Origin of the sequence: Treponema sp. UBA3813 (assembly GCA_002368605.1) — a bacterium.
Lineage (GTDB): Bacteria > Spirochaetota > Spirochaetia > Treponematales > Treponemataceae > Treponema_D.
This window is the reverse complement of record DFEB01000065.1, coordinates 27,048-42,884: the sequence shown is the minus strand read 5'-3', so window position 1 is coordinate 42,884 and position 15,837 is coordinate 27,048. Positions and strand designations below refer to the sequence as shown.

Below are 15,837 nucleotides of genomic sequence, written 5' to 3'. Positions count from 1 at the left end.
TGCAAAAAAACATGGTATAATCGGAGAGAAAATGACTGAGACTGAGAGAAAATTTTATCAGAATTCCTCAAAAAGCTGGCTTTCGGCCGTGCGGAGCATGGAAACACGCGGGAAAAAGCAGCTTCTTCCCTCAAATGGCAATTTGTATGCCTATGCCGCAAACAATCCTGTCAAGTATACAGACCCGGATGGGAAAGTTGTAAACTTTGTTATAGGGGCTGCCATTGGCTTTGTTACAGCTGCAGTTTCTGAAATTGGTGAAAAAATGATGAGTGGGCAGTCGCTCTCTGAAGCTGCTAAAAATACATTTACAAGTGGAAAATCATGGGCTGTTATGGGAGCATCTGCCGCAATAGGGGCTGCGACTTCTGGTGTTTCAGGAATTGCTGTAAAAGCAGCAACATCGACCTCAAAGGCTGTTATTTCACTTGCAGCAAAAGAAGGTACAAAAGAAATTGCAAAAGTGGCCTTAAAAACAACTTTGATAAATACAGCTTCAGGTGCAGTTGATGCAGGATTAAAAGATGTCGCAACTAAAGGTATAAAAGGACAAGAACAAAATTTTGGTGATACATTAAATAAAATGACCGATGGCGCAACAACAGCCCTTTTATTTACAGGTATTACAGAAGGTTGCATTGCTGTAAATACTGCGACATCAGGACAGATTACAAATGTTTTGACAGGAACAAAATCGAATTTTAATATGCATCAGCCAAAATGGGCGGGGTCTGTTGGTGTGACTGGAGAATCGATTGTACCTGCAGCCTTAGATATAAAAAATGAATTAAAAAAATCAACTGTGCATTATGGTGATTGACATGAGAAAATTTCCTTCTTTCATAAAATGGCTAACAATCACGCTAATCGCTCTTCTGATTTCTGTTTTTATTTCAATAGAAATTGATAAGATTCATTTATTTAATGACAGGACAAGTTCGATTATTTTCAAGGTTATTTTTTTTGTAATTTATGCTATATTGCTATTCTTTTGGGTAAGAAATGATAGAAATTGGTGGAGGTGACAAAAAATATAAGTTTAAAACGGTTTATTCGTATAGTCTTTCCCAAATCCCGCTGTATAGTGGAATTTTCGCCCTGTCTTAGTCACAACAATAGGCGTTTGCGGGAGTTGGGGCGATAGCCGAAAAATCTAAAAATCTTTCAAGCATCTGTCAAAAAACATTCGACAGATGCTTTTTTTTTTGCTATAATCATGTTAGGTGGGTAAAATGACAAAAAAGTTTCTTTGCCGCAAGCGGGTTTTGGCTTCGCTTTTGGCTTTTTTGCTTTCTTCGGCGCAATTTTCTGTTTTTGCGCAAAATTCAAATCAAACGACTGATTCTTCTGCAATGACCGAGATTTCTTCATCTTCGGTGGAGTCTCAAGATTTTTCTTCAAATTCTTCAAATCAAAATTCAAATCTTTCGGCACAAAACTGGAACTGGTCAAGCGGTGGCGAGCAGAGTCAAAGTCAGCCGTCATCAATCGGCCTTTTCTTCCGTATGGTATTTGCCCTCGCTCTTGTTCTTGCTGCCGCCTATCTTGCCATAAGGGTACTGAAGCGTGGAACTAAGCTTTCAAATTCTGACGACCCGTTTTTGCGCCATGTCTCCCATCTTGCTTTGAGCGCAAGCCGTTCGGTCGATGTTGTCACGATTTTAGACCACGCATACATTCTTGGCGTATCGGATAATGCTGTCAATCTTGTGGGAGAAATCACGGATCAGGAACTTGTGAATTCCATGAATCTTTACGCCGACAAAAAAGACAATACCAAACGACCGCGCTCATTCAATGATATACTCAATATTTTCATGCCTGGCGGCGGGGCGCAAAGCAAGGGCGAGAATGTATTCGGCTCTAGCGCATGGAACGCCTCAGAGTCGCTCCGCCGTCAGCGCGAGAGGCTCAACGAGAATGAGGAAGGGGGCGAGTAAAATGAAAGATGCGATTTCAATCTCCTTTCACAAATGGCTTCCGAAAATCGTGCTCGCCGCTTTTATCTCAGTTTTCTGCCTTTTCCCGGTAGCTTCTCAGTCAAGTCAGAATAGCAATTTCCCTCAGGGCTCGACGAATGGAAGAACTGAGATGAGTGGGCAGGTTCGCGGACTTGACTTTCCCAACATCGATGTGAATATTACCCGTCCTCAGTCGGGCGAGCAGATTGCCTTTTCGGTACAGCTCCTTCTTTTGCTCACGGTTCTTACTCTTGCTCCAAGTCTTCTGATTCTTACCACATGTTTTTTGCGTTTTTCAATCGTGCTTGATTTTATTAAGCGTGCTCTTTCCCTTCAGCAGGTTCCGCCGACATCGGTTTTGAACGGAATCGCGCTTTTTATGACGATTTTTATCATGTTCCCGACCTTGCAGCGTGTTTACAACAACTCTTTCCGCCCGCTCTCGAACGGCGAGCTTACTATCGAGCAGGCTTACCGAGAAGCAGAGGCTCCTCTCCGAGAGTTTATGCTACGGCAGACAGTCGTTGAGCAGCCTGATGGAAGCATGGGCTCTCGTTATATTTCCACCTTTCTTACTATGGCGAATCTTCCGGCTCCAAACGGACCAGAGGATATCCCCACTTATGTGATTGTTCCTGCTTATATTCTTCATGAACTTACAGTGGCCTTTCAAATAGGTGTTTTCCTGTATATTCCATTTATTGTCATAGATATGGTTGTTGCTAGTATTCTCATGAGTATGGGCATGATGATGCTCCCTCCAGTTCAGATTTCCATGCCATTTAAACTCATGCTTTTTGTCATGGTTGATGGTTGGGGCTTGCTGACGCAACAGCTTTTCTTGTCTGTGATTCGTTAGGAGGTAAGAAGTGTCTATAGGGCTTATCGTAAATCTTATGAGAGGGGCTGTTTTTCAGGTTTTTATCCTGTGCGCTCCTGTTCTTGGGGCGGCTCTCATCGTTGGTCTCATTGTCGCAATTTTTCAGGCGACTACTTCGATTCAGGAACAGACGCTTACTTTTTTACCTAAAATGCTTGTGATTCTTTTGATACTTGCGCTTTTTGGTGGTTGGATGTTCTCTATGATGGGCAACTATACGGTCAACTTGTTTTCTCAAATTCGGAACATTTCTTAGCAGAAAAGTGGTGCTTGAATTATGTTAGAGCGGATTCTAACGAATGCTCCGATTTTTCTCCTTATTGCGGTGCGTTGCTTTGCTATGATTATGACGCTTCCGCTTTTTTCTATCCGAAATGTTTCTCGCGTTGCAAAAGTGGCTTTTACCGGCTATATGGCATATCTTATTTTTCCCCATGTGGATCTTTCTGTATATGCGCCCTATATTGCCTATGACGGAGCTTTGTCGCTGCCTTATGTCGCCCTGCTTGTTGGTGAAGGTCTTATCGGTATTCTTACTGGTTTTTATGTGACGATTATTTTTGCTGCTTTCAGTTCTGCGGGTCAGTTTTTTGCCTTTCAGATGGGATTTTCCGCCTCTGAAGTTTATGATGCTCTTTCTCAAGTTGAGAATCCTTTGATGGGGCAGTTCTTTAATCTTGTCGCCATGCTCATTTTCTTGCAGAGCGATTGGGCTCTTATGCTTTTTTCAAAGGCCTTGCTCTCAAGTTTCGATTCTCTCAATGCGCTGAATCTTGTGTTGCAGCGTGAGAATATGATTCAATTTTTGCTCGGTGGACTTACGAAATTGTTCGCTGATGCTTTTGTTATTTCTCTCCCGATTATGGGAACTCTTCTGCTTATTTCGGTGACTATGGGAATCCTTTCGAAAGCTGCTCCTCAAATGAACCTTATGAGCGAAGGTTTTCCGATTATGATTCTGACTTCATTCTTTATAATCACTGTTGTTTTTCCTCAAATTTGTGAATTCTTCATTCATTCTTTTGAAGCAGGATTTGCAAGCCTTCAGCGTTTGTTTACGATTGTCGGAGGTGGAGCATGAGCGGGGAAGAATTCGAATTCATTGATCTTCAGTGGTTTGCTGCTGAAGACGAGGGACGAACGGAAGAGCCTTCCGAGTATAAACTCCGTAAGGCGCGTGAAGAGGGGCGGGTTGCAAAAAGTCAGGAGCTTTGTTCTGCGCTTGTTATGCTCGTAACGGTAATCGTGCTTATCATTGCCGCTCCTTATTTCTGGCGCTGGTTTGAGGAAATCCTTGTTTTTTATTTTACCCATGCGACTGAAACGGAGATGCTGCAAAAACGCTTCTTTTATCACTTTTTGATTTCCCTTGCAAAAATGGTTCTGCCACTTGCTTTGTGTGGTATTGTCGCTGGAGTTCTGGCTAATCTGATTCAGAACAGGGGTTTTATTTTTTCAACGAAGCCCATTGAGCCTCAGTTTTCTAAAATTACTCCGCGAATTGGTCAATATCTTAAAAAGACACTTTTTTCATTTGAAGGTGGGTTTAATGTAGCGAAATCATTTGTTAAGGTTGGAATGGTAGGCTTTGTTTCCTTTATGATAATTCGCCTGAATATAAACATAATTCTTGAATTTATAAATGCTTCCAGCGTTCATCACGCTGTGGGGAAAATTGCATGGACAGCGGCCCAAATTCTTGCTGCCTGTGCAATCATTTTCCTTGGAATTTCCATTCCTGACTATCTTGTGCAGCGCAAGCAGTTCATCGAGAGCATGAAGATGACCAAGCAGGAAGTTAAGCAGGAGTACAAGGAGATGGAAGGTGACCCTGAGGTAAAAGCTCACTTGCAGGCTGCTCAACGGGAACTTTTGCAACGGAATATGCCCCAGCAGGTCGCAAAATCCGATGTTGTCATCACGAACCCGACCCATTTTGCGGTCGCGCTCATGTATGATCAGGCCGTTTCCGACGCACCGCAAGTTATGGCGAAGGGAAGCGATAATCTTGCCTTCAGAATCCGTGAGATTGCAAAAGAAAACGATGTTCCTATCGTAGAAAATCGTCCTTTGGCCCGCGGGCTCTATGCAGAAACTGAAATCGGTGATATAATACCTAGTGACTATTTCTCTGCTATTGCAACGATTTATAGTCATCTGGAAAAATTTAATAAAAAGTAGTGAGCTATTTCGGGTGGGGATTTGAATGGCGAGCCGTTTTAATTTAAAAAATGTTTTGGGGAACATTGAGAATCATGCTGTAGCCGCAGCTGCAATTGCTGTCGTGCTCATGCTTTTGATTCCCGTACCGGGAGTCCTTCTGGACTTCCTTATGATTATAAACATTTCAATTTCTGTTATAGTTCTTCTCGTTGTTCTTTATACGCCCAAATCTTCTGATTTTACATCTTTTCCCCGCGTTTTGCTTTTTGCCACTCTTTATGGCCTTGCCCTTAATGTGTGTTCCACGCGATTGATTCTCACAAAGGCTTCTGCAACCGGTTACCGTAACTTTCCCGGCAACATGCTGAAAGCCTTTTCTTCTATTGTAACTGGTGACAATCCGATGAGTCCGTCAACGACAGGTTTGGTCATCGGTATGGTGATTTTTATCATCCTCATTATCATTCAGGTCATCGTCATCACAAAGGGTGCCACCCGCGTTTCTGAGGTCGCAGCCCGATTCAGTTTGGACGCCATGAACCAGAAATTCTTCGCCGTCGATTCTGAACTCAATTCAGGCTATATCACGGACGAAGAGGCTCGTGACAAAAAAGCCGCCATTCAGCGGGATATCGACTTTTACTCAAGCATGGACGGTGCCTCAAAGTTCGTCAGCGGAAATGTTAAGGCCGGTATTTTCATTACGGCCATTGACTTGATTGCGGGAATCATTGCCGGCGTCGCTATTGGTGGAATGCAGTTTGGGGACGCGGCAAGCACTTATTCACGACTTACCATTGGTGACGGCCTTCTCGGTCAGCTTCCGTCGCTTTTGCTTTCTTTTGCCACAGGTCTTATCGTTACCGGCAATTCAAGTGACGAAGTCCTTGGTGATCAGCTTAAAAAACAGCTTACGGCAAGCGGTTATGTCTACATTATTACTGGCGTTACCCTGGCTCTAATGAGCCTTATTCCCAACTTTCCCTGGTATCTTTTGCTTCCTGTTGGTGCGCTTTTTGTCTTTTACGGTTATCGTCTTGTTCGTAGTGAGAAGGCTTCCTTTGCTAAAAAGCTTGAGGAAGAGCAGAACGCAAAAAACAAGAAAGCGGCCGGAGAAAATGGTGAGGTCAGCCCTGTAGTTCCTCTCGATGCCCTTTGCCTTGAACTGGGCTATGCTCTTATTCCTCTCGTGGACAAAGAAAAAGGCGCGGAACTTCTTGAGCGAGTCACTCGAATCCGCCGTGAAGCAGGCCTGGATTTGGGCTTGGTTGTTCCGAAAATCCGTATCATCGATAATATGACCCTTGCTCCTGATGAGTACAGCTTTAAAATCAAGGGAATTGAGGCTGGTCGTTCTCGTATTAAAATGGGTTATTATATGTGCATGAATACGGGTTCTGTTACCGAAGAGCTTAAAGGCGAGGCTACGACCGATCCTGCATTTGGTGTTCCTGCTATTTGGGTTAGTGAAGAGCAGCGTTCTGAGGCAGAAAATGCTGGTTATGCCGTTGTTGACCCTCCGACTATTATCGCAACTCACATCACTGAGATTATTCGTTCTCATGCGGCAGAGATTCTTGGTCGTCTTGAGACAAAGGCTATTATCGACAAAATTAAAGAAACGAATCCTGTTGTTGTTGATGAAGTCCTTAATACATACAAATACACTTATGGCGACATTGAGCGTGTTCTTCAAGGCTTGCTTAAAGAGCAGGTTTCTATCCGTAATATCGTCGCTATCCTCGAAACTTTGGCAAATTATGGTAACATGCCGCATAATAACTGGCTCCTTGTGGAGAAAGTGCGTGAAGCCCTCGGTCTTCAAATCTGCTTGCAATATGTAGACAGCCGTGACCCGAATAAAAAACTCAGTGTTCTTCAGGTCTCGCAGTCTGCCGCTGAGAAGATTATGAGCCATTGTGTGGTTCCGAATGACGGCGGACAGCCTTTCGTGGCTTTCGATCCTGTTGACGGACGCAAGTGGATAAGCGCCGTTAGCTCAGCTATGGCATCGGTTCGTGAGCGAAATTACCTCCCTATTTTGCTCTGCGGTACTGCCGAACTCCGTCAGCTTGTGCACAATTCACTTTGCAGGGAAATGCCAGGAACTGTCGTGCTTTCACTGAATGAAGTTGTTGCGGCTGGAAATAATGTTAATTTGGAGATTCTTGGAGAAATAAATGTATAACGACGGTTTTGCTTTATCTGCTGATAAGAATAATCCAAAAACAACTCCTGCATATTCTGGTATTACCGGATATGCCCGAAATGACGAAGAGACTCAGGTCATTGTTGGAAAGAGTGTTGAGGAATGTAAGCAGAAATTGTTCAATTTGTACCAGCATAATTACAAAATCTGGGGACAGAGGCAGGTTCTGAAACCCGGTATTCTCGGTGGCCTTTTTGGACAGCGTGAATATTACGAGGTTAGGTATACGATTGGTCAGCCGAAACCCTTGTCATCACAGGAATCTTTTCAAAAAAGCCGTGATGAGATTCTTACGAAAGCAGGAAGTAGCGTTACTAATACGCTTCAGATTGCAACGCTGGATAAAAAACTCGATGAAATGAAAAAAATAATGGAAGCGAATATGAAAAATATCGCTGCCGCCACAAACGCTGGTGATAAACCTTTGTCTATTCAAAAAATCGAGGATTTGCTTCAAGAAAATGAATTCACATTTGCATATATAAATAAAATTACCACAAGACTGCGTTCAGAACTGTCTGTCGATGAACTTGAGGATTTTGACTATGTGCAAAAAAAAGTCGTTGACTGGATTGGTGAGTCTGTTAAAATTGCTCCAAAAATTCCCCATACATATCCCCATGTAGTTATCGTAGTTGGTCCTACTGGAGTTGGAAAAACGACTACTATAGCAAAATTTGCCGTTAATCTTATCAAAGAGGCTCATGAAAAAAATGAACCTCGTCCCCGTGTAAGAATGCTTACTACTGATCACACCAGGGTTGGTGCCGTTGAGCAAATCAAAAGATACGGTGATGTCATGGAAATTGAAGTTGACAAGGCTGAGACTGCCGCCGATGTAAAGAAAATCTTTGAAACCTACAAGGATAATCTTGATGTTCTTTTTATTGATACGCCAGGATACAGTCCCAAAGATTTTGAAAACCTCGGAAAAATGCGAAAAATGCTGGAAGTGCAGGGGATTCATCCTGATGTTTACCTTGCTGCCACGGCTTCGTCAAAAGCCCGTGATTTAATTTCAATCATTCAGAATTATGAAGTCTTTAATTTCTCTTCTGTAATTATTACGAAATGGGACGAGACTTCTGCAATCGGAAATGTAATCAGCGTTCTTTCTGAAAAAGGAAAGGCTGTTTCATATATCACTGACGGACAAACTGTCACGAAAAATATTGAGCGCGCGTCTGTCGTTCGATTCTTAATAAATTTACATGATTTCACTATTGACCGCAAGCATATAGATGAGACATTCCCGGAGGATAAATAATTATGGAAGATCAGGCACAGGAACTCAAAGAAATGATGTCTAATAACCGCAAGACAAGGATTATCGCTATTACGAGCGGTAAGGGCGGTGTCGGAAAGTCAAATCTTTCCGTTAATATGGCGATTGCCTATGCCCAGCAGGGAAAGAAAGTCATTCTTATTGACGGTGACTTGGGAATGGCCAATGTAAATGTTCTTATGAACATCGTCCCCCAGTATAATCTCATGCAAGTCATCAACAAGCAGAAGACCATGCAGGAAATCATCACCGACACAGAATTCGGGATTAAATTTATCGCAGGAGCCAACGGTTTCTCAAAAATCGCTAACCTCACTGTGGATGAGCTGGATTATTTCGCAAAGCAGTTCGCTATGCTGGGTAACGCCGACATCATCCTTATTGATACAGGTGCTGGTATCGCAAACAATGTTCTCCAGTTTGTCGCTGCCGCCGATGAGGTTTATGTCGTCACGACTCCGGAGCCAACGGCAATTACCGACGCCTACGGCATCATCAAAATCATTACCACCGAGCTTGTTGACCGCGAGACGAACATTAAATTGCTTGTAAACCGCGTTCACTCTGCTGACGAAGGAAAACGCATTTCAGAGCGAATCATAAACATCGCCGCTCAATTCCTTAACTACAAGGTGGATTATATCGGCTTCGTATATGATGATCCGGTCGTTCAAGCTTCGGTTATCCGACAAAAGCCATTTATCGTTGTAAATCCGACTTCAAAGCCTGCCCAGTGTATTAAGCACATCGTCGGACGAATCGAGAAAAGCGATAATGGAACTTCAGAAGGAGTTTCCAGCTTCCTCAAAAAATTCTTGCGGAAAAACTAGTTATTTCAGTTCTTTTTCAGAAAAGTGGCGGCAAAAATGATAAAAAACTTGACCGAATGAATTTTCTGATTTAAACTCTTATATGGGAGGAAAATATGATAAACCCGAAAAATATATGCGTCTCGGCTTGTATCGGGTTTTTTCTGTCTTTTTTTATTGGATTGCTTTCCGATGTCCGTTTTTCGCATGTTTTAATCCGTGCTTTTTCCTTTGCGCTGGTTTTTGCTGCTCTCTGCATCGGCGTCACTTTCCTGTATCAAAAATTTCTTTCCAATGATAACGGCGGTTTTTCTGCTGAGGCTGAAACTGTTTCCCAAAAAACGACTTCTGGCGGTGTCGTAAATATTGTTGTTGACGATTCAAATCTTTCTGATGATGGCTTGGCTCCAAAATTTACGATTATGAGCAAACATGTCGGTGATTTGGCTAAATCTGATGAAGCTGTAAAAAAAGAAGAGCCTGTCAAAGCCCAATCGAAAAGTCCCGAAAGTATTTCTGCGGCTCCTTCACCACAGGAAGCTCCTGCAGTGCAGCCATCTGCTGCCGTAGATAATAATTCTGGTCAGAATGATTCTTCATTTAAACCAGTAAGTTTGGCTGATACACAGGCGCAGTCAAAGCAAGAACCCGCTCCTGCTTCGGCTCCTGCTGCTGATTCAAATTCGATTGAGCAGTTGGACGAATTGCCTGATATCAGCTCGATGAGTGAGAGTCCCTCTGATTCCTCATCAGATTCTGTTCTTGATTCTGTAAATGAGGTTGTAAGCGACTCGGAATTTGCTTCGGGTGGAGCTCCTTTAAAAGAGCAGCCTGTTAGCGGAGATACAAATGTTATGGCGAAAGCTATTCAGACATTATTGGCACAGGATAATTAATACAAAGGTGTGAATATGGATAATACAAAAACGCAAATTATTAATGATGAAGAAGAAGACGCACTTTGGGAAGAATTTAAAAAGACCAAATCTGCGGCTCTGCGCGACAAAATCATCCGAAAGTATATGCCTTTGGTAAAATATGTTGCCGGTAAGGTTTCGGTTGGTCTGCCAGCGAGCATGGAATTCGATGATTTGGTCGGTTTCGGACAGTTCGGACTTCTTGATGCAATTAGCAAATACGATTTAGATAAAAAAGTAAAATTCAAGACTTATGCTGTTACCCGAATCCGTGGTGCGATTTTTGATGAAATGCGTCAGCTTGACTGGGTTCCTCGTTCTGTTCGTCAGAAATCCCGTGAAATCGAAGATGTCATTGCGGGTTTGGAGTCACGGCTTTCTCGTCCTGCAACTGATGAAGAAATAGCAAAAGAAATGAATCTCTCTTTGGAAGAGTACCAGCATACGGTTATGAAGGTTAGCGGTACATCTGTCCTTTCTCTCAATGATGTCTGGTATTCAGGAGATGATTCGGATCATCTTTCAATCGGAGATTCAATTGAATCCCCCCAGAGCCTTAATCCTGATGTTCAGGTCGAGCGTGAGGAAATTCGAAAGGTCATCATACAGGCAATTAACGAGCTTCCCGAAAAAGAAAAAATGGTCATTGTTTTGTACTATCATGAAGACTTAACATTTAAGGAAATCGGTCAGGTTCTCGATGTGTCCGAGTCTCGTATTTCACAGCTTCATTCGAACGCAAACTTGCATCTGCGTGCAAAACTTACTAATTTCAGAAAGGGAATTTTCTAATTTTTTATGATAACGCTCGAAATAATTCGCAAGGATATGGCAGACTTTCTCTCAAAAGACAAAGATATTGAGTGTGTTGAGGTGCGTGCCGATACGCTCGACGAGGCTTTGGCTGATGCTGCCGTGCAGTTTGATACGAAAGTTTCTAATCTTGAGTATGAAGTCATCGAGCGAGGTTTTGATGGTTTTTTAGGAATTGCAAAGAAACCCTGGTTTTTGAAAGTTTATCAGAATCCTGACATGGTTAAAAAAGTCGTTGTGGGTAAGAACGGCGAGATTATCGAATCAGAAGACGAAGAGAATATCGAAAAAATTGTTTCAAAAAACGGCGAATACTTTATCCATCATTTTGGTCCAGAAATCATGCTCAAGGTTACTTTGCCTGTGGGTGAAGGAGTTCCTGTCATTGAGGATGTTGTCATTGAAGATTTGCAACGCCCTGATACAAAGAGTTTTGATGAAGACCTTGTTCGCTCGCTTGTCAAAAACGGAACTGATGATGAGTATAAAGCTGTCGGAGAGTACAATCATGAGGCCTCTGCCGACGCGATTTTCGTTATTGACATTTCAAGCGATGAGTTAAAGGCAACGGCAACAATCAATCCTCCGTCTTTGGGCGGAGCTGATGTAACGGCCGAAGCAATTGAAAAGGCCCTTGGGCAGCAAGGAGTTGTCGCCGGCATCTCAAAAGAGAAAATTCAGGCTCTTGTCGATCGCCCGATTTATAATGAACCAGTCGTTGTTGCTGAAGCAATTTTGCCGATTGACGGAAAAGACGCTTATATTACATACAACTTTGAGACAGACCGATCAAAACTTCGCGCAAAACAGGCGGCGAATGGTCAGGTCGATTTTAAGGAACTTAACCTTATCCAGAATGTAGTCGAAGGACAACCGCTTGCGCAGAAAATGCTTGCAGAGCAGGGAAAGGCTGGAAAGACGCTTTACGGTCGTTATCTTGAGGCGAAAAATGGCAAGGATATCCAGCTCCCTCTTGGAAAAAATGTCCGTGTCGATACGGATGGACGCACGATTCTTGCAGATGCCAACGGTCAGGTTCTTCTTATAAATGATAAAATTTGTGTTGAGCCAATTATGGAAGTCGATGGCGTCAATATCAAAACAGGAAACATTACCTTCCTCGGAACTGTTATTGTCAAAGGTGCGGTCGAAGATGGATTCAATGTCAAGGCTTCTGGAAATATCGAAGTCTCTGGCACTGTCGGAAAGTGTACGCTTGAATCGGACGGCGATATCATCGTTTCTTCAGGTATCATCGGTCGAGACGAAGGAAAAATCGTCTGTGGCGGCTCTCTTTGGGCAAAATTCATTCAGAATACAACTGTTCAGGTTGAAGAAAATGTCATTGTAACAGACTCAATCATGAACAGTGAGGTCTCGGCCCAAAAACGCATTATACTTAATGGAAAACGAGCCCAGATTACGGGCGGAAATGTTTTTGCTACAGAGGCCGTTATTGCTAAGAATATTGGCTCTGAAGGCGGTGGTACGGAAACAACTATTTCTGTAGGTTTCGATCCGAGGGCTAAAAAGAGATTGGAAGAGTTGCTTGAGATGCAGAATAACAATATTAAGCAACTTGATGAACTTGAGCTTAATATTTCAACTCTTGAAAATATGAAAAAGGTACGAAAGTCTCTTCCAAAAGAAAAAGAAGAGAGTCTTGTATCTCTCAATGAGCAGAAGAATGAAATAATTGAAGAGAATATTAAATATAATGAAGAAATTGAGCAGATTCAGGCTCGGCTTCGGGAACTCAAAAATATCGGAAAAGTTTATGCGTCAGGAACTGTTTATTCCGGCGTGAAAATCTTTGTTCGTGACGAAAAAGACGAGGTTAGAGCAGATACGAAGAGTGTTACATTCTTCTACGAAAACGGATTTGTTCGGCGCGGAAAATATGAGCAACCTAATATGGATGATATAAAAGGTCCGGAGGGTTATAGCTAATGAGTGTTTCGCCGCTTGATTTGCAGACAATGTATGCAAATATGAACAATGTAGCCCGAACCGTTTCTCATCAGCAACAAGGAGTGGTGCTTGCGCAGCAGCTTCAGGAATCAAAGATAATTCAGCAAAATGCAGAGAAAGCGGCTCAAGTTCATAAGGCTGCAGATAATGAGGCGAAGTCAAGCGGAATAAACGATGAGGGGCATCAAGGAAGCGGTGGCGGAGCCTCTTCAAAGAAAAAACAAAAAGATAATCAGGAAGAGGGGCTTCCGCGGCGAGAGTCAGAAATCCGCGAGTCTTATCTAGGCATTCATATTGATATTGAAAGGTAATAACTAATGGCAGTTGTTTTTATTGCGGCTTTTTTTTGTGTATTGAATATAAGCCTTTGGATTACGATTATCCTAAAATTCAAGAAGCTTTTTTCTACAGATGATATCATCGCTTCGACCAGGGAAGAAATGGATAATATGATTGCTGATATGAACAGAAATGCCGGCCGAAACATTGAACTCATCGAGGATAGAATCAAACAGCTTAAACTTGTTGTTGCAGAAGCTGACCGGCATATTGAGACGGCAAAACGAGAAATAGAAAGCCAGAAAAGTGCTCTTTCTTATCAGCAAAAAATCGATTCAGTTGTTAATGCGAAAAAATCATCTCAGTCTGGATTTTCAGCTTCTGAAAGGGCAGCTCAAAAGTATCTTCAAACTCAGAATATTTCAGCAGGCTTGCAGTCGGGAAATCGTTATGAGATAACTGATGAAGGAAATCGGCATGTTAAGCATGGTCGTGATGTTCAGGGTGATTTGTTTGAACAGGCAGAGGCCGATGATAACAAGAGCATTGTCTCTGATACAGGTACTACTTTTACCGTTGAAAGTGACGGCTCTTCGTATGCCAGTGTTCCTGTTATTGGTGGAAATGTGAGCTATGCGGACGATCCTATACATCCGCAAAAGAAATTCGGTGAGCTTGTCAGGGATTTGCATTATGCCGGTCATTCAGTAGAGGAAATTGCGCGTGAATTGAATAGTTCCACGACAGAAGTGCAGCTTGTTATTGATATGGACTTAGGATTTTAATTTTTTTGCTTTATTTGATTCGTACCAGTTTTCGATTAGTTTCCATTCTTTTAAGAGTTGTGCAGTTTTTTCTTTCGCTACTTTTTGTAAAACTGGATTATCGTTTCGCCTGTCGGGATGATAATACATTAATTTTTCGCGGTAGATTCTTTTTGCCGAGTCAAAATCCGCCTCTTCGCTTATTCCGATAAAATCAAATGCCGCCTTGATTTCGGCAGGAATCCTTTTTTTTGTTTTTTGAGCGGGCGGGGGAGATGCTTTTTCTGCTTCTTTTTGTATAAAATTAAAATCCGAGAATGTATTCTCAATTCTTTCGTTTTGAGAAGTCTCCCCGGATTTTGGAAGTTCACCCTTTTCGAGGGCTTCGCTGAGCAAATCGCCCAGCTTGTCGAACATTGTCATTAAATTACTGTGCCAGACGGGATGACCGCGCCTTTTCGGATGACGATGATTCCCTCTGAACTATAGAATGAAACTCCGTTGTCGAGTTTGTTTTCGCCGTCAGGGTAGACTTTGCCGCTTACATTGATGCTACAGTTGTCACCGATAGCCGCGTCTTTGTCGATGATGGCTTTTGCAATCTTACAGTTCTTTCCGATTCCAATGTTTGGACGACCTTCCTTTTTGTTGTCGGCTTTTGCCTCTTCGTTTTCGTAGAAATCTGCGCCCATAGTGATTACGCCGTCAAGCTCGCTGCCTTCTCGGATAATCGTCCTTACGCCAATGACAGATTTTGTGATTGACTTTGCGTTGATGATCATACATCCTTCTGTGAGAAGGGAATTTTCGATGTGCGGAGCCCCGTTGACTTTTGGCGGCGGAAGGTTTCGCATGTGTGTGTAAATCGGTGCGTCCGCGTCGTAGAAGTTGAATGGAGGATGGTCAAGGGTGAGATCCAAGGTTGAGTTGTAGAAGCTGCGGATTGTACCGATGTCTTCCCAGTAGCCGTCGAAGATGTATGAGTTGACCTTTTTGTTTTTGATTGCGCGGGGGATAATCTCTTTGCCGAAGTCAGTGAATTCGTTGTCCAGCATTTCTTCCATTGTTTTTGCGTTGAAGATGTAGATGCCCATTGAGGCGAGATATTCCTTTTCGGCCGGCAAGTCTCCGCGGGCATTTGCGGGAATCTTCCAGTTGCCGCTCTTTAAGACATCGACTGATGGTTTTTCGATGAATTCAGTGATGGCCTGCTTGTTGTCGATTTTCATGATGCCGAAACCAGTTGCGTCCCGTTCGTTTACGGCTGTGGTGGCAATCGTGATGTCAGCGCCGCTTGCGATATGACTGTCCATGAAGGCCTTGAGATCCATGCGGTAGAGCTGATCGCCAGAGAGAATGATGTAGTGGGTCGGGTTCTGTGAGCGGAAGTGAACCATGTTTTTTCGGACTGCGTCTGCCGTGCCCTCAAACCAGCCTGAGTGTTCCAGTGTTTGCTCTGCTGCCAGAATCTCTACGAAGCCCTTTGAGAAATGGTCGAAATTGTATGAGCTTGTGATGTGGTGGTGTAGTGAAGCCGAGTTAAACTGCGTGAGAAGATAAATCTTGCGGTAGCCTGAATTGATACAGTTTGAGATTGGAATGTCAACGATTCGGTATTTGCCACCGAAAGGAACTGCCGGCTTGGAGCGTTCTTTTGTAAGAGGGTAAAGCCGTGTTCCTTTACCGCCGCCCAAGATGATTGCCAAAACTCGTGGTTCTTTTGAATTTGCCATAATGTATACGCTCCTGAAAATTTAATTGTGTATTTTTAATGTCTATTCAATAA

The 15,837-nt window shown here is 43.0% G+C and carries 16 protein-coding genes; 14 read left to right on the top strand and 2 right to left on the bottom strand.

Annotated features, from left to right (window positions below; translation table 11 throughout):
• The 14 genes from B2089_RS10015 to B2089_RS09950 all read left to right on the top strand — a co-directional run.
• Positions 1-820 (top strand): hypothetical protein (locus B2089_RS10015; protein WP_296687112.1); only part of this gene is annotated, 820 nt, incomplete at its 5' end.
• A 412-nt stretch (positions 821-1,232) separates the two neighbouring features.
• Complete coding sequence (locus B2089_RS10010; protein WP_296323528.1) at positions 1,233-1,940, top strand: flagellar biosynthetic protein FliO; 708 nt, start codon at positions 1,233-1,235, stop codon at positions 1,938-1,940.
• A gap of 1 nt (position 1,941) precedes the next feature.
• Positions 1,942-2,820 (top strand): flagellar type III secretion system pore protein FliP, encoded by an 879-nt coding sequence (gene fliP, locus B2089_RS10005; RefSeq protein WP_296323530.1) that lies wholly within the window; start codon positions 1,942-1,944, stop codon positions 2,818-2,820.
• A 10-nt stretch (positions 2,821-2,830) separates the two neighbouring features.
• Positions 2,831-3,097 (top strand): flagellar biosynthesis protein FliQ, encoded by a 267-nt coding sequence (gene fliQ, locus B2089_RS10000; RefSeq protein WP_296323534.1) that lies wholly within the window; start codon positions 2,831-2,833, stop codon positions 3,095-3,097.
• Positions 3,098-3,118: 21 nt separating this feature from the next.
• Positions 3,119-3,922 carry a flagellar biosynthetic protein FliR gene (gene fliR, locus B2089_RS09995; RefSeq protein WP_296323538.1) on the top strand — a complete coding sequence of 268 codons (804 nt, stop codon included), beginning with the start codon at positions 3,119-3,121 and terminating at the stop codon, positions 3,920-3,922.
• Entirely contained in the window at positions 3,919-5,022 is a 1,104-nt protein-coding gene (gene flhB, locus B2089_RS09990; protein WP_296323541.1) for a flagellar biosynthesis protein FlhB, read from the top strand. The genes fliR and flhB overlap by 4 nt, the downstream gene beginning before the upstream one ends.
• A 25-nt stretch (positions 5,023-5,047) precedes the next feature.
• Positions 5,048-7,192, top strand: coding sequence for a flagellar biosynthesis protein FlhA (locus tag B2089_RS09985; protein ID WP_296323544.1), 2,145 nt, complete (start codon positions 5,048-5,050; stop codon positions 7,190-7,192).
• Entirely contained in the window at positions 7,185-8,480 is a 1,296-nt protein-coding gene (locus B2089_RS09980; RefSeq protein ID WP_296323546.1) for a flagellar biosynthesis protein FlhF, read from the top strand. Before B2089_RS09985 ends, B2089_RS09980 begins: the two co-directional genes overlap by 8 nt.
• A gap of 2 nt (positions 8,481-8,482) precedes the next feature.
• Entirely contained in the window at positions 8,483-9,328 is an 846-nt protein-coding gene (locus tag B2089_RS09975) for a MinD/ParA family protein (protein WP_296323549.1), read from the top strand.
• 95 nt (positions 9,329-9,423) lie between these two features.
• Positions 9,424-10,203, top strand: a complete 780-nt coding sequence (locus B2089_RS09970; RefSeq protein WP_296323551.1) for a hypothetical protein — start codon at positions 9,424-9,426, stop codon at positions 10,201-10,203.
• Between the two features lie 15 nt (positions 10,204-10,218).
• Entirely contained in the window at positions 10,219-11,016 is a 798-nt protein-coding gene (whiG, locus tag B2089_RS09965; RefSeq protein ID WP_296323554.1) for an RNA polymerase sigma factor WhiG, read from the top strand.
• Between the two features lie 36 nt (positions 11,017-11,052).
• Positions 11,053-12,987: a FapA family protein gene (locus B2089_RS09960; protein WP_296323556.1), complete on the top strand. Its 1,935-nt coding sequence runs from the start codon at positions 11,053-11,055 to the stop codon at positions 12,985-12,987.
• Complete coding sequence (locus tag B2089_RS09955; RefSeq protein ID WP_296323559.1) at positions 12,987-13,319, top strand: hypothetical protein; 333 nt, start codon at positions 12,987-12,989, stop codon at positions 13,317-13,319. Before B2089_RS09960 ends, B2089_RS09955 begins: the two co-directional genes overlap by 1 nt.
• 6 nt (positions 13,320-13,325) lie before the next feature.
• Positions 13,326-14,072 carry a hypothetical protein gene (locus B2089_RS09950; protein WP_296323561.1) on the top strand — a complete coding sequence of 249 codons (747 nt, stop codon included), beginning with the start codon at positions 13,326-13,328 and terminating at the stop codon, positions 14,070-14,072.
• Here the strand turns inward: B2089_RS09950 and B2089_RS09945 are convergent.
• Both B2089_RS09945 and B2089_RS09940 read right to left on the bottom strand, forming a co-directional pair.
• Positions 14,061-14,474, bottom strand: a complete 414-nt coding sequence (locus B2089_RS09945; protein ID WP_296323564.1) for a J domain-containing protein — start codon at positions 14,472-14,474, stop codon at positions 14,061-14,063. The two genes, B2089_RS09950 and B2089_RS09945, sit on opposite strands and share 12 nt — an antisense overlap.
• Entirely contained in the window at positions 14,474-15,784 is a 1,311-nt protein-coding gene (locus B2089_RS09940; RefSeq protein WP_296323567.1) for a glucose-1-phosphate adenylyltransferase, read from the bottom strand. Before B2089_RS09940 ends, B2089_RS09945 begins: the two co-directional genes overlap by 1 nt.
• Between the last annotated feature and the right edge of the window lie 53 nt (positions 15,785-15,837).